23 protein-coding genes, 1 tRNA gene, 1 pseudogene and 1 riboswitch are annotated in these 26,023 nt (G+C 55.5%); of the genes and pseudogenes, 14 read left to right on the top strand and 11 right to left on the bottom strand.

Annotated elements, in window-relative coordinates; all coding sequences use genetic code 11:
• Positions 1 to 14: 14 nt before the first annotated feature.
• From Poly41_RS28150 to Poly41_RS34480, 3 genes are all read right to left on the bottom strand, one after another.
• Positions 15 to 533: a TadE/TadG family type IV pilus assembly protein gene (locus tag Poly41_RS28150; RefSeq protein ID WP_146530704.1), complete on the bottom strand. Its 519-nt coding sequence runs from the start codon at positions 531 to 533 to the stop codon at positions 15 to 17.
• Positions 526 to 954, bottom strand: a complete 429-nt coding sequence (locus Poly41_RS28145; RefSeq protein ID WP_146530703.1) for a TadE/TadG family type IV pilus assembly protein — start codon at positions 952 to 954, stop codon at positions 526 to 528. Before Poly41_RS28145 ends, Poly41_RS28150 begins: the two co-directional genes overlap by 8 nt.
• A gap of 172 nt (positions 955 to 1,126) precedes the next feature.
• Positions 1,127 to 1,206, bottom strand: a riboswitch (cyclic di-GMP riboswitch).
• Positions 1,207 to 1,497: 291 nt separating this feature from the next.
• Entirely contained in the window at positions 1,498 to 1,713 is a 216-nt protein-coding gene (locus Poly41_RS34480) for a hypothetical protein (RefSeq protein WP_197231732.1), read from the bottom strand.
• A gap of 465 nt (positions 1,714 to 2,178) precedes the next feature.
• Between Poly41_RS34480 and Poly41_RS28140 the strand changes: the two genes are divergently transcribed.
• The 7 genes and pseudogenes from Poly41_RS28140 to Poly41_RS35820 form a co-directional block, all read left to right on the top strand.
• On the top strand, positions 2,179 to 2,904 hold the full coding sequence (locus Poly41_RS28140) for a hypothetical protein (RefSeq protein WP_146530702.1): 726 nt from the start codon (positions 2,179 to 2,181) through the stop codon (positions 2,902 to 2,904).
• A 315-nt stretch (positions 2,905 to 3,219) separates the two neighbouring features.
• Complete coding sequence (locus Poly41_RS28135) at positions 3,220 to 3,513, top strand: helix-turn-helix domain-containing protein (RefSeq protein WP_231616009.1); 294 nt, start codon at positions 3,220 to 3,222, stop codon at positions 3,511 to 3,513.
• Entirely contained in the window at positions 3,506 to 3,802 is a 297-nt protein-coding gene (locus tag Poly41_RS34475; RefSeq protein ID WP_197231731.1) for a hypothetical protein, read from the top strand. Before Poly41_RS28135 ends, Poly41_RS34475 begins: the two co-directional genes overlap by 8 nt.
• On the top strand, positions 3,792 to 4,811 hold the full coding sequence (locus Poly41_RS28130; RefSeq protein WP_197231730.1) for a DnaB-like helicase C-terminal domain-containing protein: 1,020 nt from the start codon (positions 3,792 to 3,794) through the stop codon (positions 4,809 to 4,811). Before Poly41_RS34475 ends, Poly41_RS28130 begins: the two co-directional genes overlap by 11 nt.
• Positions 4,798 to 4,929, top strand: coding sequence for a hypothetical protein (locus Poly41_RS35465; protein WP_261344921.1), 132 nt, complete (start codon positions 4,798 to 4,800; stop codon positions 4,927 to 4,929). The genes Poly41_RS28130 and Poly41_RS35465 overlap by 14 nt, the downstream gene beginning before the upstream one ends.
• A 498-nt stretch (positions 4,930 to 5,427) precedes the next feature.
• Positions 5,428 to 5,679, top strand: coding sequence for a hypothetical protein (locus tag Poly41_RS28125; protein WP_146530700.1), 252 nt, complete (start codon positions 5,428 to 5,430; stop codon positions 5,677 to 5,679).
• 604 nt (positions 5,680 to 6,283) lie between these two features.
• A pseudogene (locus tag Poly41_RS35820) lies at positions 6,284 to 7,093 on the top strand (tyrosine-type recombinase/integrase); the annotation flags it as partial.
• Positions 7,094 to 7,288: 195 nt separating this feature from the next.
• Here the strand turns inward: Poly41_RS35820 and Poly41_RS28115 are convergent.
• A tRNA-Arg gene (locus Poly41_RS28115) sits at positions 7,289 to 7,362 on the bottom strand.
• Positions 7,363 to 7,609: 247 nt separating this feature from the next.
• Between Poly41_RS28115 and Poly41_RS28110 the strand changes: the two genes are divergently transcribed.
• From Poly41_RS28110 to Poly41_RS28090, 5 genes are read left to right on the top strand one after another with little or no spacing between them, the layout of a single operon-like run.
• The gene (locus tag Poly41_RS28110; RefSeq protein WP_146530786.1) at positions 7,610 to 8,695 is read left to right on the top strand and encodes an MraY family glycosyltransferase; all 1,086 of its coding nucleotides are present in this window, start codon (positions 7,610 to 7,612) and stop codon (positions 8,693 to 8,695) included.
• A complete protein-coding gene (locus Poly41_RS28105) occupies positions 8,674 to 10,944 on the top strand; it encodes an O-antigen ligase family protein (protein WP_146530699.1) in 2,271 nt (756 codons plus the stop codon). Before Poly41_RS28110 ends, Poly41_RS28105 begins: the two co-directional genes overlap by 22 nt.
• A 56-nt stretch (positions 10,945 to 11,000) precedes the next feature.
• Entirely contained in the window at positions 11,001 to 12,278 is a 1,278-nt protein-coding gene (locus Poly41_RS28100) for a DUF1573 domain-containing protein (protein ID WP_146530698.1), read from the top strand.
• 30 nt (positions 12,279 to 12,308) lie between these two features.
• A complete protein-coding gene (locus Poly41_RS28095) occupies positions 12,309 to 14,108 on the top strand; it encodes a multiheme c-type cytochrome (protein WP_146530697.1) in 1,800 nt (599 codons plus the stop codon).
• 10 nt (positions 14,109 to 14,118) lie between these two features.
• The gene (locus Poly41_RS28090) at positions 14,119 to 14,769 is read left to right on the top strand and encodes a toprim domain-containing protein (RefSeq protein ID WP_146530696.1); all 651 of its coding nucleotides are present in this window, start codon (positions 14,119 to 14,121) and stop codon (positions 14,767 to 14,769) included.
• Between the two features lie 292 nt (positions 14,770 to 15,061).
• Here Poly41_RS28090 and Poly41_RS28085 read toward each other — a convergent pair whose 3' ends face one another.
• From Poly41_RS28085 to Poly41_RS28060, 7 genes are all read right to left on the bottom strand, one after another.
• Complete coding sequence (locus Poly41_RS28085) at positions 15,062 to 16,351, bottom strand: lactate racemase domain-containing protein (protein ID WP_146530695.1); 1,290 nt, start codon at positions 16,349 to 16,351, stop codon at positions 15,062 to 15,064.
• A 29-nt stretch (positions 16,352 to 16,380) separates the two neighbouring features.
• Complete coding sequence (gene gnd, locus Poly41_RS28080; protein ID WP_146530694.1) at positions 16,381 to 17,829, bottom strand: decarboxylating NADP(+)-dependent phosphogluconate dehydrogenase; 1,449 nt, start codon at positions 17,827 to 17,829, stop codon at positions 16,381 to 16,383.
• 100 nt (positions 17,830 to 17,929) lie between these two features.
• Positions 17,930 to 19,003 (bottom strand): sugar kinase, encoded by a 1,074-nt coding sequence (locus Poly41_RS28075; RefSeq protein ID WP_146530693.1) that lies wholly within the window; start codon positions 19,001 to 19,003, stop codon positions 17,930 to 17,932.
• A 36-nt stretch (positions 19,004 to 19,039) separates the two neighbouring features.
• Positions 19,040 to 19,861 (bottom strand): SDR family oxidoreductase, encoded by an 822-nt coding sequence (locus Poly41_RS28070; protein WP_146530692.1) that lies wholly within the window; start codon positions 19,859 to 19,861, stop codon positions 19,040 to 19,042.
• Positions 19,858 to 20,022, bottom strand: coding sequence for a hypothetical protein (locus Poly41_RS34470; protein ID WP_197231728.1), 165 nt, complete (start codon positions 20,020 to 20,022; stop codon positions 19,858 to 19,860). The genes Poly41_RS28070 and Poly41_RS34470 overlap by 4 nt, the downstream gene beginning before the upstream one ends.
• Before the next feature lie 1,131 nt (positions 20,023 to 21,153).
• On the bottom strand, positions 21,154 to 22,269 hold the full coding sequence (locus Poly41_RS28065; protein WP_146530691.1) for a hypothetical protein: 1,116 nt from the start codon (positions 22,267 to 22,269) through the stop codon (positions 21,154 to 21,156).
• Positions 22,270 to 22,379: 110 nt separating this feature from the next.
• Positions 22,380 to 23,618, bottom strand: a complete 1,239-nt coding sequence (locus Poly41_RS28060) for a GTPase (RefSeq protein ID WP_146530690.1) — start codon at positions 23,616 to 23,618, stop codon at positions 22,380 to 22,382.
• A 179-nt stretch (positions 23,619 to 23,797) separates the two neighbouring features.
• Between Poly41_RS28060 and Poly41_RS28055 the strand changes: the two genes are divergently transcribed.
• Together Poly41_RS28055 and Poly41_RS28050 are read left to right on the top strand one after the other, a co-directional pair.
• Positions 23,798 to 24,790 (top strand): putative zinc-binding metallopeptidase, encoded by a 993-nt coding sequence (locus Poly41_RS28055; RefSeq protein ID WP_231616007.1) that lies wholly within the window; start codon positions 23,798 to 23,800, stop codon positions 24,788 to 24,790.
• Between the two features lie 27 nt (positions 24,791 to 24,817).
• Positions 24,818 to 25,846, top strand: coding sequence for a D-alanine--D-alanine ligase family protein (locus tag Poly41_RS28050; RefSeq protein WP_146530689.1), 1,029 nt, complete (start codon positions 24,818 to 24,820; stop codon positions 25,844 to 25,846).
• Positions 25,847 to 26,023: the final 177 nt, after the last annotated feature.

Below are 26,023 nucleotides of genomic sequence, written 5' to 3'. Positions count from 1 at the left end.
GATGACAAACTTGATTACTCTCGCCGCATCACGGTCGTGGCCGTGATGGTGGAAGTGCCAAAACCTGGCAGGCCTCCCATCCAGCGAACTGTTTCGTAATCAAGGGCTACCTGAACCGAAACGTTGGCACCGGACTCAATGGTTGTCAGGTCTCCCCCGGAAACCACCGAACCGGCATCGCTACCAACATTGACTGTCAGTGCCATGCCTAAATCGCCGCTCGAAGTACTTGCAAATGCATCTGCTACGTAAGCCTGAACGGCAGATTCCACTTGCTGTTGAGTTGTGGTTTCCAGGCGAGAAGCAAATCGGGCGCCCTCGCGAGATGCATTATCTAAGATCTGCGCCACATTGATACTTTGACCGACGTCGATCGCCCCCAAAACGATAAGCATCAACACGGGTGCAATCACAGCAAATTCAACCGCTGCCACTGCTCTGCGATCATGATGTCGCACCGTCGAGAATCTGATTTTAGATTTCCTGGTCATTGGAGACTCCAGTACAAAATGAATGGCCGATTGATTACTCACGCTTCATGGTTGACTTCGCCCGCAACATCACGTCGTCGCCGAAACGCGGGGCTATCCACGAGATGTCGGAGCAATTCACTTCGACGGAAGTGGTAATTTCCGTTCCCCGCTCCACGCTACTGAGATCGCCGGGGCTGATCGAAACATGACACCGATCGGCCATCGCGTCATTGAGAAGAACCGCCCTCAAGTGATCGCGGACTTTCGATTCCGCATCTTTGCGGTTGAGCGTGGTGGCAAGAATCGCTTCGCGACAACCTGCGCGAGTTGCATCGGTCAATCCCTGCTTCACCATTGAAATGCGGCTAAACTCAACCAATGCGAAGGTGAACAGGAAGAACAATGGGGCGACAATGGCCATCTCGACGGCAGTGGCACCGCGACGGTGCCTCGACTGAGGCGATCGGTATCGTGTGCGCATGATGCTCGATTCCCATTTCCAAACGAATTGTAAAACTCAACCGGCACTGGCGAAAGAAGCGAATATGCGATTCCTCGACAGCGCCCCGAATCAAGGACGTGGTTGCGACGCAATATCGCCCTTGTTTTCAGCACGGTGGTCATTCGGTTGCCACGATCTCGCATTCACGCCCTTCGGTAACCTGGCGATCCACGTTCTCATGGACCCATGGCTTTGCGTCCCAACCTCGCGATTGGTTTGCCTATTAAGGAGAAATGACCGATAGGTAGAGGAGAGATGAAGAGCAAGTATGACAGGTCAACATTAAACCTAGCTCCGATTTCCCCCGAAGCACGCGGGATCGAGCGACTTTGCATGAAGGAATTCTCCCGTATGTCCTTCGTCGCGTCCGAATGATCCAATCGAATGGATTATGCTGGCGGCTGCGTGCGTGTTCGTCCATTACACAGTTGTGACGATGTTTTATGACACGATGCCCGCATCGAGCGGCCATCTTCGGAAATGATTCGTCAGCGTTCTATCTGTTCGGGGCGGTGAGGTCAATTAGTTCCTCGACAACGACTCGTCACGCCGCTTTCGGAGACCGTGCAATTCACGCCCGAACATAAACCGATTTTCTACCTGGTTCAAGTTAAGTAGCGGTGTGGCGAAGGTAGCTCGCTTCTCGACACAATACAATTTGGAATCGAGAAATGACATCGGCAGCATCCGCCTGCGGCGAAGCGGAAAGCCGCACAAACTCCATTCGTGGTCAGCCATGGTCGTCGGTCGGAAGTTTAAATGAACGCAGTGCTAACGCCCCAATCGGAACCATTCCAGATCATCGCTCCCAACAGTTTTTGGCGCGTCGGCTGGACCAGCTTAAGCGAGTTACTGAATCGATAAACTGCTGGCGGTCTAGACACCGACGCGTCCAAGCGGATTGCAGAAAACTGCAAGGAGGCAGCCAGAGAAATACCCTACCTACAGGGATGGGAACAACAGTTGGAAGCGGTTGTCATTGCTTCTCCTGGATTCCCCGGTCTTTCGCGGCAGCGGATCGGGCCGCTGCCGCTTTCTTCACCGACTCCGCCCACGGTTGCCCGTAAACTGGCTCTTCCAATACTCCCCTGAAGCGGTAGGATTTCCTGAACGCGGGATTAGCTACCCGCCTTCAACGCCGTCGTGGTGCGACTCATCCCCGTGGGTTGCACGCGATGGCATCTTTCAACGGGGAGCAATGGAATGAGCAAGCAATCGCTACCAAGCTGGGCGAATCAACCGGCAACCAAGGCTGCGCTACTTACTGAACTATCAGCATACTTGGATGACGTGTCACGTCTTGCGAGTGTCGCGAATCGCAACGTTTCCGATGGTATGAAGTGCGGATTCTGCGAACCCGAGCCGCCGCTTAGGGCACCGCGACTAGTAAGAAAGCTTGCGGACGATTTGCCTAGATTGAAAGCGGCGATCGCGGCAAGCCCTAGCCGAGCAGACCTAGATGAGTTTCTTGGCAATACCAGACCCGAGCTTGCGCGACCAAAAGCAAAAGAACATGCTGACCACATTGCTGCGTTAGCAGTAGCATCGGAACAGCTGAAACAATTGGTAGCGGACTGTATCGCTGTGATTGAAAAGCGGGGACCGATGACTGCTGAGGAAATCGCTGTTGAGGCAAACGGTATCTTGGCTACCGAAACGAAATCGAAGAGAAGCGTACCGATCAAGAACGAATTAGCCCGCCGTGTAGGATGCTCGCCAAACGCACCAACGCTAATCAAAGCGTGGGATGACTATCGGAAAGTGGGCGGCGGTTCGCACGCCAAACCAAAATCGCTAGCAATCGATGACGGCATCGGCGGCGAAGACAAGGAACTGGAAAGGCTGATCCGCGAGCAAGAAGCGGAGGTGAAAGCAGACCTGCGAATGCCCCGGGGAAAGCAGCGTGCGCGCACGGTAATGGACGACTGATACCGATTTTGCAAGGCGATTTGCGACGTTTTGCGATTTTTGCGCGCATGATCTGACGACTACTGAAACCCCACATCAGTACTCGTACATGAGCAATCGCAGTGTCAGACCCTCCTACCCTACTCACATCGGGCCGCATGGCCCATCTACTGGGCGTGCCGCCTGATCGGGTGCGCCACGTCCTAGCGACTCGTGAGGACATCCACCCATCGGCATACGCGGGGCACGTCCGCCTGTATGACCGTCAGGCACTTGCCCGTGTACGTCACGAGCTCGCCGCTATTGCTGCCCGTCGTGGGCGCCAGGCGGTGGACAATGGCTGATTTGATCTTACGGGACACTGATCCCGATCAATTTCGTGAGCAGATCGTCTCCGACGTGATGCGACAATTGGGGAGCCTTCTGCACGAGTCATCCGAACCCCGCCTCGTCGACGGCGACCGGTTGGCGGAGTTGCTTGGCGTTAGTCGTTGCAGCGTGGACCGACTGCGAGCTGATGGCAAGATCCCATCCGTGATGATCGGTCGGCGTCGGCTGTACCGACCCGATGCTGCGATTGCTGCCCTGGAGACCAGGGACGAAAAAAGGGAGGCAACCAAAAATGGCTAACTCCCAAAGCGTTTTTGACGATGCGACCCGTCATTCACATTCTAACAACCAGTACTCGGCAGGCAAGATAGACGAACTGCGTTGGGAAGCCGAGGTCGCTGTATGGCGTGCCGTATCGTGTACCCATCATGCTTGCGTCGAGGATGGCCAACTGGTCGTCGCGGGTGGTCACGCATGCGAAATGCAGGCGCGGCTAGCGCGTTTTAATGTAGTGCGAGATGGATTTTGTCGCAGTCTCGCGGCCTATTTTTTTATTCGTGATTTTGGGGGTTCAGACAATGGCTCCTGAGATAACCAATCGGATTGATAGTTTGCTGCGAGGTGCAATGGATGCAGGGTTCGCGCTGGTGCCGCACGAGTGGGGTGTAGAGGTTGTTGGGCAAGGTGAGGGTAATAGCTGGGACTTTTCACAGCCGTTGTTCGATGATTTTGCACCCGAGGATGTATTGGAGCGTTACCGGGTTTTGGGTATTGCTCCTTCGCAGGTTCCCGAGGGGTTTACATTACCGGGTGAGGTTTCTGAGTCGGTTCAATGCTTGGATTCATTATTGGATCGATTGAGACGCAAGGAGGGCGATTACCTTTATCCGACTGGTGATTGGATTGATGGTTTTGAGTGTGGGCCAAATAAGATCACCATTGTTGCTGCCCCCCCTGGTTTCGGCAAAACGACCTTTGCAATGCAGTATGTGTTCGATGTATTGGATCACGATAGTGAGATCACTGTATTCGTTGCAAACGCTGAGACTAGTTTTGACGTACTGCTGGGTAGGGAATTGACACGTCGTTCAGGGGTGCCCGCGAAGGCACTCCGGTTTGCGGATTTGACTCCCTCCCAGATGCAAGCGGTTGAAGATGCGGCTGATGACATTAGACCCTACTTGGATCGTATAGAGGTTATGCCTGGGCCTTTTGGTTTAGGTGACTTGCAGAGCTTTACCGAAGGGCGTTGTGGGTTGTTGTTGCTCGACTACTTGCAATTGTTCGCGCCCGGGGATGATGCCCGCGTCGGTGTCAATCAGGTGATGAGGTCGCTACGGCAGTTGGCGAATCAGGGATGGGGTGTCTTAGCTGTCTCGGCAGTCACTCGCGGGCGTAATAAGAACGGTTCGAGTTACGAGTCGAATCAGCTATCGATGGCTTCGCTGAAGGAATCGGGCGAAATCGAGTTCATGGCCGATTCGATCTACTTGCTACGCGACGAGGGGCCAGTCGATGACAACGACAAGGTTCGCAAGGTAGACCTGCACTGCGGTAAGAACCGGCACGGAGAACGTGTTTCGCATGACTTGGTGTAACATGCCAGCGATGCGTTTTGAGCTTCCTGGGCCGATTGTGGAGCCACACAGCGAGTTCCTTGGGTACGGCGACGCGAATCCGTTTGCTGCTGAGAGCTACGAGGAGGCGTCCTTTTAATGGCTACGTCAAAATCAAAATCTCAGCGACGATTCGAACAGTTGAATCACATCGTTGACAAGCTGTTGCGTCAGCTACCGGCACGGCATGGGGTGGCGCTGTTGGTGTGCTACCGGCACGCGCAGGCCAACCGGCAATTCCGAGTTTCCGAATCGGACTTGGCAAAAGCTCTTGGAGTTGATCGACGAACCGCGCGACGGTTGTTCGATGACCTCGAACGATGGCAGGCAATCAAGCTCGTCAAACCGAAGCAGGGGACGATCCCGAGGGTGTTCGTCATCACGGGAAAAGTGATTAGTGAGGACACCACCGCGCCTACTAAGGCTAGACGGCGCTCTCATGTCCAATAGACGGCGCTCTCATGTCCGCTAGTGGGGACACCACCGCGCCTACATACAGACACATTACGAGCGTCACTCATGCACGCTTCGCTATGAGTCCTCTCGACTACGGAATCGACGACGACCGTTCACGCGGTTGACCAAAAGGAGTTGAACAATGATCAAACCGAAAGACCGAACTCTTTGGGCGGTCACCCTTCGGCCCGAGCCGTGGGTGGGCGATGACGATGCGGTGCTTCGCTCGATGCGCCGCTTCCTGAAAGCCGCATTGCGATCCTACGGGCTCCGGTGCGTCGATGTGAGACAGATTGCACCCGAACAGGCCGAGGGCCTTACGCGTGATTCTCGACGCCCTGATGGCTCGATGCGATTGACCGACACGATGGAGGACTACCGATGCGGACCTTGATGTGTTTCTTGTCTCGATGGATCTGGGTTCTTGCACTGGGGTTTACGGTTGTTGACGTAGGTGGTGGTTTTGGGTGGATGCTTTGGGTGGTCGTTTTATGTGCGTGCTGGTGATGCACGCAAACGCTATTGAACCATCAGGAAGCGTCACGAGACGTCCTGATGCACGAGACGTATCTGAAACGGGCGAAAAAGGTTGTGGCTGATGGGTGGTGATTGGCCCTGAGGGAATTGGATGTATACATTTCTTTACGCAGCGGCTAGCCCGACGGGGCGAACACTGGTTCCCATGACCAGCCCGCCGTTGTGTTTCTTGTTCATGGGTTTAACTGATGGGAGTTGATAGATGGCGAGTCTACGAAAAGAATCTGACCGGGGGCGCACGGGTTGGCGGTTACAGTTTCGGCGTGAAAAGAAGCGGCGTTCGCTGTGGCTGGGACCATTTAGCAAACGGGCGGCAGATGCGGTGGCTCGGCATTTGGAGGAACTTGTTAGGTCGAGTGCTGCTAATGTTGCGCCGTCTTCAGAGGCGGATAGTTGGGCAAAAGGTGTTGATGAGCGTATTCACAAGTCGCTTGTGAAGTGGGGGCTTACAGACGCTCGCATTGCGGCAGACTGCGATTCCCGATTGTGCGGACCCTTCTTTAGACTCTTGGATCAAAGAGCGTACGGATCTTAAATGGCGCACCCGAGATTGCTATGGGCAAGCGAAACGCTGGTTCTGCGAACTGTTTGGCGAGAAACGCCCGCTATCGTCCATTACACCGGCTGATTTTGACCGCTGGCATCGTTGGATGGTGAGTGATGCGAAGTTAGCACAATCGACCGCCAACAAGCACGCAAAGCGTGTTAGGACGTTTTTCAGACATGCCGTTCGTGCGAGACTCCTTAACGAGAATCCAGCTGCTGAAACAAAACTGGGCGGCGAGGTGAACCGAGATAGGGACCACTATGTATCACGCATTGATGCAAACAAGATCCTCAAACAATGCGACACAGAATGGGCGTTGACCTTTGGGCTATGTCGCTTCGCTGGGTTCCGTTGTCCGTCGGAAGTGATTGGCTTGCAGTGGTCCGACCTACAATGGGATGAAAAGCGGCTTCGGATCGATTCGCAAAAGACCGGCTTACGTTTCTGCCCCATCTTTCCCGAGCTTCGTTCACTGCTTGATTCGGCATGGGATGCAGCACCCGAGGGTTCCCGCTACGTCATCGGTCATTATCGGGACAACACTTGCAATCTTCGGACCCAGCTACATCGATTGATTGAACGGGCGGGCATGGAACCTTGGCCCAAGACGTTTGTGAATCTGCGGGCTTCATGCCGAACGGACCTTGAAGACAGGTTCCCGAGTCACGTTGTGGACAAGTGGCTAGGACACTCAAACAAGGTTGCTCAAAAGCATTATCTGCAAGTCACAGAGGCACACTGGGAACGAGCAGTTACCGAACTTGATCCTACTGGAAATAACACCGGCACCAAGGACGGCGGTGTCATGGGCGGTGTCATCTCTGCCGCTACTGACCAATCCCAGGAAATCGGCAAAGTAGAAAACACCGTAAAAAGCGTGGTCCTGAGTGGTCTGGATCAACAGGGATTGCCCCAACAGTATCCCGGGCGGGGGTCGAACCCACAACCTTCGGCTTCGGAGGCCGACACTCTATCCAATTGAGCTACCGGGACGCAGAGTCCACTTGATTGGGTCATCGTACTGCGACCGGTCAGTGATGGCAACGGTTGTCGTGATCGGTCGGGGCGAAGCTTGGGATCACGTGACATTCTCAGCTGCCTCGACATTCTCACTGGCGACGTTAGTTGGTATAAAGACCTCGGTGTTTTCGACGTTTTTCAACCTTTCGTAGGCGACGGGGCTTTGACGAATCTTTCGCAGTGGATCGGATGGTTGGTCGTGGTGTCGGTGCTGCCGGCCATGCTGGTCACTTGGTTGTCGCTCTATCCGGTTCGCCGGTTTGCATCGGCGCTCGGCTTGGTCGCCAAGCCCGGGGGTCACAGCACTCACGCCAAGGTGACCCCTCTAGGCGGCGGCATCGGCATCTGGGTGGGCATCATGGTGACGTTTTCCGCTGCCTCGGTTGCGATAGGGCTATTGCGTCATTACCCCGAACTGCAAGCAAGGTTTCCAGAGGCACTGCAGCCTTACCTCGAAGGCGCCTGGTCGCGTCTGGGACAGTTGTGGTCGCTGCTGGGGGCTGCGACGGTTTTGGTGGCCTTGGGCGTGACCGATGATCGTCGCGGTGGCGTGAATCCGTTCTTCCGTTTGGCCGTTGAGTTTGCGGTGGCCGCGTTTGTGGTCTACGGACTTGGATTTGGGCTGACGGCGTTCATCGGGATCACCTGGTTGACCAACGTGTTGTCAGTGATTTGGATCGTTGGGTTGATCAATTCGTTTAACATGCTCGACAACATGGATGGGCTGAGCGGTGGTGTAGCGGCCATCATCGCGGCGTCGATGGCGATCGTGATGTTAACGACCGCGGATCCGGAAACCAGTCGCCCACAGGTTTTCGTTGCGGCGCTGCTGATGGTGGTTTGCGGATCGCTGTTGGGGTTTCTTTGGCACAACCGCCCCCCTGCAAAAATCTTCATGGGGGACGGCGGTAGTTACCTGGTCGGTTTTCTGATCGCCGTCGCAATGTTGATGGCGACGTTCGCCAGTAACAACGGCCCACGACCACACGCGATGTTGGCTCCGTTGTGTGTCATGGCGGTGCCTCTGTATGACATGACCACGGTATTGTGGATTCGAATCCGTCAAGGCCGAAGCCCCTTTGTCGGCGACCGCAGCCATTTTTCTCATCGTTTGGTCGAGCTTGGGCTCTCTCGCACGCAAGCGGTTTTGACGATTTACCTTGTAACCGCAACGTGTGGCTTGGCATCCATTTTGTTGACGCATGTCGAAATTGTGCAAGCGATCACAGTCATCGGGATTGTGGCTTGCATGTTGTTGCTCGTGATCATCCTGGAATCGACTCAGTGGGAAAGCAGCGACAAATAGCGGCCTGTGCGTTGGCAGCCCTTTTGGTGTATTCGCAATACGATCCGAGTGATAGCACGTCGGTCGAACAAGGCGATGCGCTGTGGTTTGCACTGTTCGCATTGTTGGTGTTGGGTGGTTGGTTTGCCATGAACATTGCCCGTCGATGGTCGGCGGAAAAGGCTTCTCCGTTGGCGAGCGGTGAACCCAACGGATGGACTTCGATGTTGATTGAAGTGATCCCCTGGTTGATGGCTGCATGGATGGTGATCGCAGCCTTTGGCTCATCGCCGCCGGGGAATCTTCGCTACAGCACCAATGAAGCCTGGTTTTGGATCAGCGCCGCAGCGATCTTTTTCGTCAGCCGGAGGGTCTTGACGACCTCATCGATTCGGCGTGCGATGTTGGGGATCATGCTGGGGTGTGCGATCGCACAATCGGTGCATGGGCTTCATCAACAATTTGTGAGCTTGCCGCAAACTCGCGCGGAATACGAAGCGGATCCTGACGCGGTGCTAGCCGAAATTGGCATCGATGCCCCGCTGGGATCGTCGGAGCGGAACGTCTTTGAAAATCGGTTGCGTGATGGCGGACCCACGGGCACGTTTGCACTTGCCAACTCGCTTGCAGCCGTTTTGCTCGTTGGTGTTTTAATCGCCGTGGGAATTCTACGTTTTCTCTGGATTCCCCTTAAACCATCGGGGCGAATCGCGTGGTTGATTGTTCTATCGCTAACGATGGCGACCTTGCTGGCAACGCGCAGTCGTTCGGCTTTGTTGGCGGCATTGCTTGGCGCGGGCATGATCGTCGTATTGGAGATTCGCGTTCGTGGGCCTTACCGGAAATGGTTCAAGGGCATGGCGGGATTGCTTGTCGCCGGGTTTGTTGGATTGGCGGGGCTCGCGGTGTTTGGCAACCCCGAATGGCTCGAACAAGCGCCGGCGTCTCTGATGACGCGTTTGCAGTATTGGCGGTCAACGCTGCGAATGGCGGCCGAGTTTCCATTGTTCGGTGCCGGGCCGGGTAATTTCCAGGCACTTTATGAGCGGTTTCGGGAACCGAGCGCGAGCGAACAGATCGCCGACCCACATCACTTTCTTTTTGAGACCCTTGGCAGTGGTGGGTGGATGGCGGTTGCGATGTTGATGGTGTTGTTCATCGCGATCACCGTTGTCGCCCTGCGGAGGTTGCGTCACTTCCCAATCGGACTCGAAACGGCAACACCAGACCCACCGGCTGCAAGTGAACGTTGGGTAGGGTGCGGTGCAGCAGCGTCGATCTTGTTGGTTTGGTTGATCGGACTGATCACGCTTCAGATTCCCGACCTTGATGCGCAAACCTTCGCGCTTCCCGCCGCCTTGGCGGCTGTCGTCTTGGCCACTCCGTCGCTGCGATCGCTTGATGACCATCACCTCGATTTGCTCGCCAGCGTGATGGTCGTTGCCATGATGATCCATTTGTCGATCGCCAGTGGATGGACCATTCCGGGGATTGCCATCTTCGTCTGGATGACAACCGCAATGGTCACCTCCGTTGGTCAGCAACCCTGTCCGTCAGGCCAAATGGAAACACAACCGAGCCGACGGTCGCTGAAAACCAACGTCGTTTTGTTCGCCATGGTGGTCGTCGCCATTGGCTGTCTGATCGCTTTTTCGTTGTTACCGGTCCGGCGAGAACGAGCAGCCTTTCAGTTGGCGAGCGAAGCGGCGCGACGAGGTCACCACCTGCAAGCCATCCGTTTCTTGGCGGAAGCGACACAGGCCGATCCCTGGTCCTCGTCCGCGGCTCGGTGGCAAGCCGACGCCTATCGTTGGCAATTGGTCCAGTCGCAGCGGCGCGATTTGTCGCTTCATCGAAAATGGGACCAAGGGGTGGCGCAGGCCAAGCAGCGCTGTGGTGAAGATGCAGCCGCGTATCGAGAATTGGGGATGGGCCAATTGCACGTCTATCAGCGGTTCGGAGATCGTGCCGACCTGGCTGCGGCGGAACAGACCTTTCGGCAAGCATCACAATGGAGCCCTGCGGATGAATGGATGGCGGCTCAAATGGCAGAGATCGCGCGAGCGACGGGCGATCAAGCCTTCGCCCAGCAGATGATCTCGCGAGCCGATTTCTTGTCGAAACTGGGCAGCAACTCCGAGCGAATGCTTGAGCGACAGTTGATTTTGGTGGCGGAGCCGATCGGTGCCGCCGTTGCCAATCAGCCGAATCGGGTGCCGGCGAGCGAGCGGTTTGTGAACCAACTGACCAATGTTGGCGTAGCCAATTAGTCCGATATTCGTTTTCGAGCATTCCCGTTTTTTGCCTGCATATTCTTGGTAGTACCGTGAAACGCTTCTTTTTGTTGTTAGTTGTGGCTGCGATCGCTGGAAGTGCCACTGGATGGGGGATCAATTACACCCGATATGGTCACCGAACCGCCCACTTCGGCGAAATCGGGTATCAAGGCGAGATTACGGCAGAAAACTACCAAGATCACCTCGATAAATTGGTTCAGGTCAAGAATCCCCAAGTGGAGTTGCCCGAGGGTGCTGAGTATGACTTTGGCGCGATGGCGCCGAACGACACGGGTGAGCACACCTTTATCGTCAAGAATGTTGGCGAAGGGGATTTAACGCTGCGATTGGGAGCGACAACCTGCAAATGCACGCTCGGATCGTTGAAAACCGACCGACTCAAGCCCGGGGAACAAACCGAGGTTTTGCTGGAATGGAATGTCAAAACGGACTCAAGTACCTTCGGACAATCGGCTCAAGTGCTGACGAATGACCCGAATCACTATGCAATCGATTTCAGGGTGAATGGACGGGTCGTCCGAGAAATGGAGATGGTGCCGGAGGAATTCACGTTCGGGGAGGTCGCGGCAAAGGAAAATATCGAACTGACATCGAAGATCTATAGCTATCTTTTGCCTCGGATTGAAGATCCCGAGCTGCGGTTCACCAGCGACGCGTTGAACGAGCTGGCAGAGGTCACGATCGAGCCCTTCGAGCCGTCCGAGGCCGATGGCGCGAATGCCAAAGCTGTGCAAGCATTCGATATTTCGATCAAGATCAAGCCAGGCTTGAGGCAGGGCCCCTTGTCACAGAACGCAATCCTTAGCTTTCGCCATCGTGGTGAGGGCGAAACGCTCGACCAGGGGCTGGCGGACGCCGGGGATGGAGAAACCGGTGAGAAGGGGATGAAAAAGGCATTCACGGCTGCGATCGTGGGTAAGGTCGTCGGCTCGATCAGTATGATCCCGAATCCGCGGCTGACGGTGACCGATGCGGGCAACTACGTCTACGATTTTGGCGTAGTGAAACAAGAAGACCAAAGGAAAGCCAAGACGTTTGTTGTGTTAAAGGGTGCGAATCGTGAGCATGAAAAGTTAAGTGTCCAAAGTGTTGTTCCCGAAGATGTTGTTAGGGCGAAGTTCGGTGATCCAATTCAGCGTGCGACGATGACGCTGTACCCGCTGGAAATCGAATTACAGCCGGGCGCCGAGCGGACCAAACGGCTTGCACGCGACCGTGACGATTACGGTAAAGTGCGGATCGTTTCGGATGCCCCCGATGGTGACAAACTAACCATTGGCCTAACATTTTCGCTGGAACCCATCTAGCCATTTCGTCGCTTCACGGATTTGGATCGCATGAAAATCTCAGTCAAACCAGCTTCGCTTCACGATCCTTCGCCGCTGCCCCCCAAAGGGGATGCCCCCCTTCGAGTCGCCGCTCGGATAGCCTGTGTTGCTGCGGTCGTTTTGGTTGGGATGGCATTTCGCGAATCCTCCATTGAAGCCCAAGATGCGGACGACCCCGTCGTGGAGCAACCGCGATTGGAGACGATCCCTACCGAAATCGCCGGACCACCCATAAAGGTGGAAATCATACCCACCCCGCCAGGGGTGCCTGCGCAGCAGGATTCGGTACCCGAGGAAATGTCGGAAACGGAACAGCCCGAGACCCCTCAAATCGCAGCCTCCGACGCATCGGCCAAGCAGCCGACGCCGGGCCAAGGGACTGGGGATTCGGATGGATCCGCGGCGGGTGCTGCGCAGTCCGTGGGCCCGGAAAACTATCGCGATTGGCCAACACCCGATTTGACGCTCGTCATCACCGGAAACCAACACGGCTACATCGAGCCGTGCGGCTGTACGGGACTGGACAACCAAAAAGGAGGCGTTGCGAGGCGATACACGTTTTTGAAGCAATTGCGAGACGACGGGTGGAACGTTGCCCCGATTGACGCCGGCAATCAAGTTCGTCGGTTTGGTCGTCAAGCGGAGATCAAGTTTCAACGCACCGCCGAAGCACTCAAGCAAATGCAGTATGACGCGGTAGGCTTTGGTCCCGAGGACGTCCGTTTGGGCGTGGGGGAATTGATTTCGGTCGCGGCGAGCGAGTCGGCGGAGGATGCACTGTACGTTTCCGCAAACGTCGTTTTGTTGGACCCGTCGCTGATGCCCCAGCACAAGGTGATCGATCGTGGCGGCATCCGAGTCGGGATGACCAGCATTTTGGATCCGGAATCGTTGGAAGCTTCACTCAGCGATGAGATGATCCTCGAACCGATGGTCGCCGCTGCGAAGAAGTCGCTTGAGGCGATTTTGGCCGAGTCGCCCAATTTCAAGGTACTCACCTTTTTTGGGACCGAAAAGGCTGCCGAGAATTTGGTCCGTCAAGTACCTGGGTTTGACGTTGTCGTCGTTTCAGGCGGTTATGGCGAGCCAACCTATCAGATGCAGGTGATTGAAAACTCGGAGACGAAAATGATCGTGACGGGGAACAAGGCGATGTATGTCGGGCTGGTTGGCTTGTACAAAAACTCACCAGCAAAGTATTGCCGCTTGCCGATGACGCACGAAATCCCCGATGCTCCCGAAATGCGAAAACTGATGGCCGACTATCAATTCCAGTTGCGAGACTTGGGATTGGAGGCATTGGGGCTCAAGCCGATTCCTCCGCCATCGGGACGAATGTACGTTGGCAGCGAAGCGTGTGGAAAGTGCCACACGACGGCGTTTGATATTTGGGAGAATACCCCGCACGCTCATGCCACCGATTCTTTGGTCCATCCCGGTGAACGAGGCGACGTGCCACGTCACTTTGATCCCGAGTGCATCAGTTGTCACGTCACCGGATGGAACCCTCAAGGTTTCTACCCCTACGTCTCTGGATACTTGTCACTCGAAGGAACACCTCACTTGGCCGCAGCGGGTTGCGAAGGCTGCCACGGTCCGGGTGCCGAACATGCCGCAGCCGAGGAAGCGGGATCGACCGTCAGTGAAGCAAAACGCGTGCAGCTTCGCGACGGCATGCGGTTGCTGTATGAAGACGCGAGAGAAAAGTGCATGGAGTGCCACGACTTGGACAACAGTCCCGATTTCCATATCGAGGACGCATTCGAGGATGAGTATTGGCCTCAGGTCGAGCATTACGGTTTGGACTGATTGACGAGTGATGTTTCGCTCGCAGCCCGCCAAGCTTCACGATTGCCAAGTTCATGGCAGCGGTTCAGGAGCGGAGCTATTTGTCGTCGAAGGTGACTCGGCTTCCATGGCAGTGGCCCGTGCCCGAGATGCTCGTTTTCAAGCGGTGCTGCCGATGCAGGGAAAGCCACTCAACGCACTCAAGGCAAGCAAACGCACGCTGTCCAAACACGCATGGTTCGCGGCGTTCATCGATTCGGTGGGTACCGATTGCGGCGACTACTTTCATCTCGATGCGATACGCTACGATCGCATCGTGCTGTTGTTCGATCCCGATGCTGACGGGATTCACTGTGGTGCGCTGATGATGATGTTCTTTTATCGTTGGATGAGACCGTTGCTTGAGCATGATCGCGTCGGTGTCGTCCGTGCACCGATGTTCGAGATCACAGCCCGGCGATACACCGATTCGATTCTCGCCTACAGCGAAACGCATTACCGCAAGCTCCGCGAGCAACTCGATCAGCAGGGGATCGAGGGGATCCAGGTCAACCGTTTTCGAGGGCTCGCAAGTTTGAACGAAACGATGTTGCGGGAAACCTGCATCGATCCCTTCACCCGGTCCTTGGCACCGATCGATGTCAGCGATGCAGAGACCGCAATTCGTCTGTTCGGCGGATGAGCCGTTCGCCCGGATTATTCGTTGGAGTGGGAGGCTTTAGCCGATTGCGTACTGGATCCTTGCGCAATCGGCTAAAGCCTACGACTCCAACGTGCGCAGGCTGTTTACTACTCAATCGATGTAAGCTGATTGCATACAAAGGGTTACGGGGAATAGGTTTGGACGGATGAATAATCCGGGTTAGCCACCGTATCGATCGCGGACCCGAGGCATCTTTGTAGAACACCTGCAGCGTTTCACGCGGTAACAAACGCTGATTCGCATCCACCTTGTCGTCTGATTACGGCTCGTTTTATGCAGAATCTTTGAATTTCTCTCGGTAGGCCCACAAGCCGAGTGCGGGATTGCTGATGTAGAAAATCTCTTCGCCGTCGGGCAGCGTATTGAAGCCGTCCTTGAGCGTTTCTGGATTGTAACGTGCGGCCATTTCGGCGTAGGCCTCCGCTTCGAAACCGACCGAGCGGACTTCGTCGAGCGTGACCCCGCCTTCGCCCGGACAATAGGTAATCTTGAACCGCCCCTCCGACGAACCGTGGATCAAATGCGCAGCAGCACTCAGATTGTTGCGCAGCTCTTCATCTTCCTCGACGGCCTTGAGTGTGGCGGGCGTTCCGTAATAGCCAAACTTGCGGATCATCCGGTCGATCGTCGGATCTTCACCAAACTCTTTGAGGGCCGGTGCGAGCACAATCAGCTCGCCGTCGTCGGCAATCGCCATGCGGGTGCGGTAAACCGCCTTGTTGCCCAACCAAGTGCTTTGGAACTCGTGCGGGTCGAGATAAACCACCACCTTTTTCGGCTCACGATCCAGCAGCGTAATGTTCACCTTACGTGCTAGATCGCAGGCCTCTTCGAATACCGCCGACTCTGCGCCAGCGTAAAAGCCTCGCATGTGCATTTCACGGGTGTCGTAGTCCTGTTCCATCACCGTCAACAGGTAGACGATCGGCAGGTCGGAGAGAAAGGTCTCGACCGCATGGTTGAACAGACTGCGTACCGGCGAATCGGTCTGGCCGAGAATATTTTCAATGCCCGCCACTGCACCGAGAAAGTGCGACTTGTTGATGATGTCCGAGCCACCCGCGCCCACGACGATATTCTTGGTGTAGTTGGCCATGCCGACGACTTCGTGCGGCACCACCTGGCCTACCGACAGGATCAGGTCGTAGCCCTCAAGCAGCATCTTGTTGACTTCCACGCCGACGGTGTAATCCACCTTTCCGGCGGAAAGCTCCGATAGCATTTCTGAGGCGATGACACCCTTGCGAACCACCTCGTTTCGCCAATCGTGGACCTTGAACGCGTCAAGCGGAATCGAGTCGCCAAACATCATGCGCAGTTGCGCTTCGGTCATCGGGTTGTGGGTTCCCAGCGTCGGCAGAATATCCACCTGGACGCCTTCACCGGTCAGCTTTTCATAGACCATCTCTGTGATCGGCCCGGCCATCGAATTCAATCGCGTGTGGTCGGGCGGAAGGATCAAGACCTTCTTCAGCTGCCCCGCGTTTTCGAGGCATTGAAAAACCAACCCGCGCAATTCCGCGGGTTGGATGGATACGTCTTCACCAAATCGGCTGATCATGGGGTTCTCCAATGTAGACGAAGCATCGTCTACACCATGTAGGTTGAAGCGGCGGTGTCGCCGCCGCGACCTGTCCAGTTGGTGTGGAAAAACTTGCCGCGCGGTTTATCGAGACGTTCGTAGGTATGCGCGCCGAAATAGTCGCGCTGGGCCTGCAGCAGATTCGCTGGCAAGCGGGCGGTGCGGTAACCGTCGTAGTAGGCCAATGCCGCACTGATCGCAGGCATCGGAATGCCCAGCTCAACCGCTTTGACGACCACGCGGCGCCAGGCCGCCTGGGCGTTTTCGACGGCATCCTTAAAGAACGGATCGAGCAACAGGTTGACGAGATCGGGGTTCGTGTCGAACGCTTCCTTGATCTTTCCAAGGAAGACCGAGCGAATGATGCAACCGCCGCGCCACATCAAGGCAATGCCGCCGTTGTTGAGCTTCCAGCTATGTTCCTCGGCAGCAGCCCGCATCAACTGATAGCCTTGCGCGTAGGAGACGATTTTCGAGGCATAGAGCGCCTGCTTCAGATCTTCGACCAGCGCGACCTTGTCACCGTCGAACTGGACAGCAGGTCCGCTCAGCACCTTGGCAGCTTCGACACGCTCATCCTTCAAAGCCGAGAGGCAGCGGGCAAAGACGGCTTCGCCAATCAGCGTCAGCGGCTGCCCCAGATCCAGCGCGGAAACCGCTGTCCATTTTCCGGTACCCTTTTGTCCGGCCGTGTCGAGGATCTGGTCGATGACCGCTTCGCCTTCTGGCGTTTTATAGCCGAGAATGTCGCGGGTGATTTCGATCAAATACGAGTCGAGTTCGCCCGCATTCCAATCCTTGAAGACCTCGTGCATCTCCTCGTTGGACATGCCGAGACCTTCCTTCATCATCTGGTAGGTTTCGCAGATCATCTGCATGTCACCATATTCAATCCCGTTGTGAACCATCTTCACAAAGTGGCCTGCACCATCCTGGCCAACCCAATCGCAGCAGGGCTCGCCGGCATCGGTCTGGGCAGCGATCTTTTGGAAGATCGGCTTGACGGCGTCCCATGCTGCCGGCGATCCACCGGGCATGATCGACGGACCGAGCAGCGCGCCTTCTTCGCCGCCGGAAACGCCGGTTCCGATATAAAGCAGGCCTTTGCTTTCAACATATTTCGTGCGGCGAATGGTGTCTGGATAGTGGCTGTTGCCGCCATCAATGATGATGTCACCCTCTTCGAGGAAGGGGATCACCTTTTCAATGAAATCATCAACCGCCTGTCCCGCCTTGACCAGCATCATCACCTTGCGTGGACGTTCGAGGCTGGCGCATAGCTCTTCGATGCTATGGCATCCGATAACGTTCTTGCCGGCACCGCGACCCGCGACAAACTTGTCGACCTTTTCCACCGTACGGTTGAATACCGCTACGGTGAATCCTTTGCTTTCCATGTTGAGGACGAGGTTTTCGCCCATCACGGCCAACCCGATTAATCCAATATCTGCTTTCATCACTACATCTCCGTTTGGTTATGGATGATTGGATTCTTGGACGACGGGACAAAGAACCTCTCTTTCGTCCATCAATCCGATGATCCAACACTCAGTTTTCTTATCGCTTCACTCGTGCGTTGCCGTCCCAGATGCTCCAGAGCTGAGCTTCGTCAGCAGGCTGTGCATAATCGGTCAGCATCGTCGCTGCGAGCGCGCCACTGGCCCAGCCAAATCGGGCGCACTTCTTGACATCCCAACCTTTGAGAATGCCGTAGAGCAACCCGCCCACAAAACCGTCACCACCACCGATGCGATCCAAGACACCAATCTCACGCGGCTTGATGATTTCCCACTCGTTGCCATCGGTAACCAGCGCACCCCACATATGGCTGTTCGCCGAGATCACTTCTCGCAGCGTCGTGCCAAAATAGCCGGCATTCGGGTAAGCCGCCTGAACCCGCCCGATCATCGCTTTGAAGCCGTCAATTTTTTCGTCGAGTCCCTCGCCGCCCGACTCCGGTCCTTCGATCCCGAGGCAGAGCTGAAAATCTTCTTCGTTGCCGATCAGGATATCGCTACGGGAAGCAATTTCGGAAAACGCTCGAGCCAACTCTTGTTCCCGGCCCTTCCAAAAACTCGCTCGATGGTTGAGGTCGAAAGAAACTCGCGATCCATTGGCCTTCGCAATACGGGCAACATCCAGACAGAATTGGCAGGTCTTGGGCGACAAGGCCGCAATCAGGCCGGAGAGGTGAACAATCTCAACCCCTTCTTCAGCAAAAATGCGTTCCAGGTCAAAATCATCGGCGCTGAGTTCCCGCCCCACTTCACCCGCCCGATCGTTTTGAACCCTCGGCCCCCGAGAGCCCCAACCGCTGTCGGCCATATTGATCTGGTGGCGGTAACCCCACGGATTTTCCTGTTCGAACTCAGGTCCCTCAAAGTCCATGCGGCGGCTTTTCAGGTTGTCCTTGATAAAATGGGACACGGGGCTTTCTTTGACAAATGCCGTCAGCACTTTGACCGGCAAGCCAAGATAGGAGGACACGCTCGCCACATTGCTTTCCGCACTGGTGGCCTGCATTTTAAAGGTGTCGCTGCAATGAAAAGGTTGCGAATCGACGGGCGTCAAACGAACCCCCATGCTGGTTGCAACTAGCAGGGAGTACTTTTTCGATGCGGTTTCAGTCATCTTGTTTTCCTTACGTTTTAAAGCGTTTCCACCTGGCTAGACGCCGCTGAAAGTCGAGAATCCACCGTCAACGGCTGCCACGGTTCCGGTAACGAAGGATGCCGCATCGGATACCAGATAATGGATGGTCCCAAAAACTTCCTCGGCCTCGCCGAAGCGACGGAACGGGGTATTGTTGATCACTTGTTGGCCGCGCTCGGTGAAGGAACCGTCCTCGTTGGTGAGCAGGGCGCGGTTTTGGTTGCTGATAAAGAAGCCTGGTGCAATGGCGTTCACGCGTAATTTGTCGCCATACTTCAACGCCATTTCAGCGGCCATCCAGCGTGTAAAGTTGTCGATGGCGGCTTTGGCATTGGAATAGCCCAGCACCCGCGTGAGCGCAAGGGGCGAGGACATGGAAGAGAAGTTAAGTACGCAGCCGTGGCCCTGTTCCTTGAAGATCCGCGCAAAGGCCATCGTCGGCATGACGGAACCTTTCAAGTTGAGATCAAGCACCTTGGAGTAGTCTTCCAACTTCACATCAAATACATCCTGATCCGGACCGACGGTGGCACCGGGCATGTTGCCGCCAGCCCCGTTGATCAGCACATCCACCTTTCCACAGGTTGCCATCACCTTCTTGCAAACGTCGTCGAGAGCCTGTTGGTCGAGCACGTTGCAGGCAAAGCCGCAGCATTGATCGGAGATTTTCCGGGCGTCCTCAAGGGTGGCGTCGACCTTTTCCTGAAACAGGTCGAGGTAGACCACGAAGGCACCTTGCGATTGCAAATACCGTGCGGCTCCACCGGCAAGCACGCCAGCCGCTCCGGTGACGACCATCACGCGTCCAGTGATGTCAAATAGGTTGATCTTCTTCATTTGGTATTTTTGGGATCGGGTTTTTCAAAATCCATCAATGAACACGTTTCTACACCCCCCGCCTTGACCCGACCGATTTGAACCGGCTGCCTCAGCAAGGAAGCAGGAATATAGGTAATAACCATAAATGCGGCAATCATCGCGCCGAAAAAAGGCAGCATGGCCTTGCTGACTCGGGCATAGGCGATTTGGTTACTGCCGCTTTGGGAGGACTGACGAATCGATGTGAAGACGTATCGAAAAGTTGGCCGCGCGTTCTGGACCCTCCCCCTCGCTGCGCTCGACCCCTCCCGCTGCGCGGGCAGGGGTGGTTGGATACCTAAACACTTCAGCAGTCACAACTTAAAAACTGCACGACCTCGGAGATGGGGGGACTGCGTCGCTTGTCCGATTTTTGCGAAGGTGTAAGCTTACTGAGGCTCTTGCGCACCTAGGTTTTTTGGCTCATCCGGCGGAAGCGTGCGCAGGAGGTTTTCGAGGCATCTCTCCGGTGTCCCATGATTGCTGGCAGGAGCTATTTTCACTTGTTATCGTGCAGTTGCCGGTAGAAACGGAGTCGAGCTCTACAGAGGTGCAACTTGACAAGGGAGATCCCGGTCGACGGTGCGCCAAGGGTGCTACCGGTTCCCGGCGGACGACCGACCGTCGGGGACTCTTTTCTAAGAGATCATTGGACACCGGAGCCATACCTCCAAAAAACCTTGAGTCTGGGTTCCGCGCGCTTCGGTCGGATGAGCCGGTTTTTTGACCGAGGAGTCCGAGAGCCACCCCGCCCATGAACCGCACCTCCGTGCAACAGGCTTTCCCATGTTCGCAGCACCAGCGCGAACCGCAAGGCAGCCATCATTCGCAGCGGTATGTCGAAAGTCCAGAGCGAAATCTCGTCGCCTACCCCGCAGATGTATTAGACACCACCCGAAATGCGCGGTACAACGAGCCGCGCAGCGAGGGGGAGGGCCGGTATAGTAACCGTGCTGGAATTTCATGTTGTCATCGCAGCCTGTCTTCCCTCTCCCTCGCTTAGGCTCGACCTCTCTCAAAGGGAGAGGTAAATCTTGTAAGTCTTTTTCAATCAATAACTTAACAACCGGACGACCTCAAATCGGGGGAGAAGGGAGCCAGAATATTGGGCGAAGTGAGCGCTGCACGTTCACTCCAACTTGCCTTGCAGGTAGGGTTTTTATCAGGCCTCACGCATGGAGGGTGAAGTCCGTAAAGGTTTATTTTTCAACCACTTAAAAGCTGCACAATCTGAAAACGCACCGATTCCTTCGGCTTAGAAGCGATCCTCGCTAGAAGGTTGGTGTCGAAGGTGGCGTGGGGTAACTTGTTGGAATGGCTTTTGGGTTGCTGATCGGTTGATTCGTTAGGACCAAGTAGCCCACGGCGAACATCAGCAGCGTCAGCGGCTGGGTCACGATCAGCCCAACGTAGCAGAGCAAGTTGCCGAGCATTGACAAGCCAACGGAAATGACCACGATCAGCAACGACGTCACCTTGTTGTTCATGACGATTTGGAACGCGGCACGAATCGAACCGATTGCGGACGCCTTCCCGTCGCTGACGACAAACACCCATGGCCACAACAGCCATTGGGCGGCCATGGAAACGAGAAACAGGATCAACATGCCGATTCCCACGACGCCGACGGCCACGGTTTCGTTCTGTGTGATCGCGGCGAGCAGCGCAGCGATGGCAGCAAAGGCCGCGACAACCACGGCGACAGCCAAGACCATAAGCAAACCGCCTCCGAGAAAGCGAAATACCAAATTTAGGGGAGGGATCAATTGCGAAAGGGGCTCGCTTTCGTTTCGGGCCACCGCCAAGGCGACGCGTGCGAGTCCCACGGTGACGTAGGCACCCAGGAAGATCGCGATCGGCATAAAAAACAGCATCAAAATGGCCGCTGTGAAGTCGTTTCCACCGTCAGCAATCACCATCAAGACAATGAAGGGAATGCCCGTCAACAGCCCCATTGCGAGAAAGACAATCAAACTGCTCAGGATCAAAGGCGCCCAGCGTGCACCAAAAATCGACATGGTGGGTGAGAAGATGTCCTCGATCGGCCGTTGAACGATTTCAAGTTCCCCAATTTTGGCCACAGGCGGAGGCATCTCGGTTGCGGGGTGATAAGGATTCGTAACGCCTGGTTGGTTCGCGGCAGCAGATGACGCTGCCGCAGCAGGGCCTGCGGAGGCGGGGTCCGCCGATATCGGTTGGCTGAACGGATTGTTGGCAGCCACGGAGGGAGGTGAGGGGGGCGTTGGTGTGGATGGGGGCAGCGCAGCGGTTTCCCCGATTCGAAACGTTGCTTCACAGGCGGGGCACTTCGCCACCTTACCCATCGCATCGCCCGGCAGTTCAAGTTGACGGCCACAGGAAGGACAATTTTGGCGATAGATACTCATGAAACTAGCATGCTCGGCAAGAGAAGGCAGTAGAGGGAGCTAGATGCTACCTGAAAGCGGAAGGACTCCTCCATTACATTCGTTCCCGCATCCGAGTGCAAGCACAGGCACTATGGCACTTCGCTCGCTTTCTTTCCTCGTACCTTCGTGTCCGAATTCTCAAAAACCGCGTGGCTTGCGGAGTTCGAAGCGTCTTCGCGATCACCGTGAATGAGTCGAGCGAGGCCATCGAGAATGGCAGTTGAGGTTTCGGCTTGTTGCAGCAACCGCAGGCAATTCCATTGGCGTTGATTGATCGGCACCGCGGTTCCAGCTGGTGGAAACCCATCGCCGAGCTTTTCGGCGATGGCCGCAATCAACTCTTCGACTCCCTCCCCCGTGGTGGCAACCGTTTGGATCCGCGAACAACTCACTGATCCTGCGATCAAATCACGCTTGTTCAACACCGATAGGGTCGGGATGGAAGGATCGATCTCGGTGACGGGGGGACAGTCGTGCGTCTCGACGGTCAGCACCAAATCGGCCTGTTTCGCTTCGGCGAGAGCTCGTGAAACCCCTTCTTTTTCGATTGCCTCGGCTGCGGCGTGGATTCCGGCGGTGTCGCTCAATCGGATGGGGATCCCCTCGATGACGGTTTCCGCATGCAGTACATCGCGGGTCGTCCCAGCCAGCGGAGTGATGATACTGCGATCGTAGCCAACAATCGCGTTGATCAAGCTGCTCTTTCCCACGTTCGGGCGTCCGATCAGAGCAACACGAAACGGCTGGGTCAGCCGTGCGGTGACCTGGCCATGAGTGATCATTCGGTCAACGTCGCGATGAAAAACGTCGATCCTCTGGTCCTCTGCATCGCTCAAGAATGCATCCCTCGAGCAACTGGCCCAATTCGATAAGGCCCCGCGTAACTGATCCATGGCGATGGCTGCCGTCCGTCCGGACAAGCAATGCGACAGCGTCTGGCGAGCTTCCTGATGCAGCAGGGGCTCACCACGGCTGCGGGCCCACTCGTCCGGCGTGACACGCGTGATTCCCGCCTGCTGCAAATCGCTGAGAATGCGTTCCATGGCTGCGGTACCTCCGTGGCAATGAATCTCGACTTGCTGGTCGCCACGCATCAGGACCACGACCGATTCGCCGGCAGATTCGGGCCCCCTGGCGCCCCCGTGCCAGGATCCATAACGAATCTCATTGATTTGGATCGGCCGCTTGGTTGCCGCGGTAAAACCCGAACGGATCGCGTCCATTGCTTTCACACCTCGAACGCCAATGACGGCGACTGCGGAACGCCCCTTCGCAGTCAGCAAGGTGCAAATCGAGGAGTGCATCGGACCGGTATTCGAGAGATTCATCTTGCGAGCATCGCGTTTTTTTCAGAAGGTTTCTTTTTCGGGGGTAACAAATCATGCAAGTCGAATAGACTAACGCAACACCGAGTTATCCGAACGTCCTTGAACGAGAACCATTGGCCGCGATCGAAATGGCAAAGCGAAAGCCAAAACAATCAGCGACAAGCATCAATCTATCCAGAATGACGGATGATCAACTGCTCGATATGCGGATGTGTGATCTGAAATTATCGATCCAATCAACTCCGCTGGAAAGGCGAATTGACCAGTTGGGGGAGGAATTGGCGAGCCGTGGTCTGAATTTTCGACCGCACTGCTGGCTGAGTGACGATTGGTACTCGCCCGATGACATCCCAGGTATTGCGATCCCATTCTATCTGGCTCAATCGCGTCTGATGCGTTTGGAGCGAAAGCAATTGATGGAAGTCGAAGGTGGCACCCACGAATGGTGCATGAAAATCCTCCGTCACGAGGCCGGTCATGCGATCGACACCGCCTTCCGGATTCGTAGGAAAGCACGTTATCGTCAGCTTTTCGGGCGACCCTCGTCACCCTATCGTGAATACTATCAGCCCGCGCCTTCGAGCCGCGATTATGTCTTGCACCTTGATATGTGGTACGCTCAGGCTCACCCGCTTGAGGATTTCGCCGAGACCTTTGCGGTCTGGCTACGTCCAGGATCGCGATGGAGAACGCGTTATCGCGACTGGCCCGCGATCGAGAAGTTGGAGTTTGTCGATGAGTTGATGAAATCGATCCGAGGCAAAAAGCCGCTGGTGACCAGTCGTCGGACGGTCGACCCGCTCAATCGATTGCGAAAAACCCTACGGACCCACTACCAACGAAAACGCGAGTATTACGGAGTGGAATACCCCAGCATTTATGACGCCGATTTACGTAAACTCTTCTCTTCCGAACCCGAGCATCGGCGCAATCCCACCGCGGCTGCGTTCTTGAGTCGGATTCGCAATGAACTTCGAACCGCCGTGGCACGCTGGACGGGTGAGTACACTTACACGATTGACCAAGTGATCCAAGAAATGATCGAACGCTGTCGCGAATTGAACCTGCGTTTGGGAAGCACGTCGGATGAAACGCGGCGGGACGCATTGATTTTGGTCGCGGTTCGAACCGCCAACTTTATGCACGAAGGACGCCATCGTGTTGCAATGTAATCGGATGTTTGGTGGTGGAGTGATTCGATGAGCCCACTTCGTATTCTCGTTCTCGTTCGTGACGGACATGTTCCTCCGCTTACCCTCGAGGGAGTTAGCGAAAAGGACCTCGACAATTGGAAGGCTGAGTTTGATGTCTGTGACACGCTGCGGCATCTCGGGCACGAGGTCTTGCCGCTCGGCGTCTACGACGACCTCGCCCCCATTCGCGCCTCGCTCGCCGAGTTTCAACCCAACATCACCTTCATGATGCTGGAGGAATTTCATGGGGTGGTCACCTACGATTTTGCGGTGATCAGTTACTTGGAACTGATGCAACAGCCCTACACCGGTTGCAACCCCCGCGGGCTGCTGCTGAGCAAAGACAAGGCACTCTCCAAGAAGGTTCTGACGTACCACCGCATCCCCACGCCGCGTTTTGCCGTGTTTCCCGCTGGACGCACCGTGCACCGGCCCAAGAAGCTTTCGTTCCCGCTGTTCGTGAAATCGGTGATCGAGGATGCTTCGTTTGGGATCGCACAAGCTTCGATCGTGCATGATGATGAAGCGTTGGCCGAACGAGTCAGGTTTTTACATGAAAAAACCAAAGACGACGTGATCGCAGAACAGTACATTGAAGGTCGCGAATTGTATGTGGGCGTGATTGGAAACCAGCGTTTGCAGACCTTTCCCGCGTGGGAAATGGATTTCGGAATCTTGCCGGACGACATCGCGAAGATCGCCACGCGCCAAGTGAAATGGAATCACAAGTATCAGGAAAAACATGGCATCACCACGCGTGAAGCCAAGGACCTCGATGCCGTGACGAAACAAAAGATTTCCAAGCTGTGCAAGCGAGTCTACCGAGCCTTGCATATGAGCGGTTATGCGCGAATGGATTTGCGAATGACCGATTCCGGCGAGATCTTTGTGATCGAGGCCAATGCGAATCCCAATATCGAATATGGTGAGGACTTTGCCGAATCGGCCGAGACGATTGGTGTCACCTACGAAATGCTATTGCAAAAAATCCTGAACCACGGTCTACGTTACAAAGCGGCGTGGATGACGGTTTGAGACAACTTGGATGTTTTTCGCTTTCGCATCGCGGGATCAATAACGAACGTAGATGGGGATGAAATGCTCGCTGCAGAGTAAAACCAAGTGATATCTAACTTCCCCTGATTTCACTCGGAGCAACGAGCAATGTCGAAAATAACCTATCACGTCGGACTGGACTATCACCAACACAGC

The sequence above is a fragment of the Novipirellula artificiosorum genome (genome assembly GCF_007860135.1).
Classification (GTDB): Bacteria; Planctomycetota; Planctomycetia; order Pirellulales; family Pirellulaceae; genus Novipirellula_A; species Novipirellula_A artificiosorum.
This window is presented reverse-complemented; position numbering and strand designations above follow the sequence as displayed.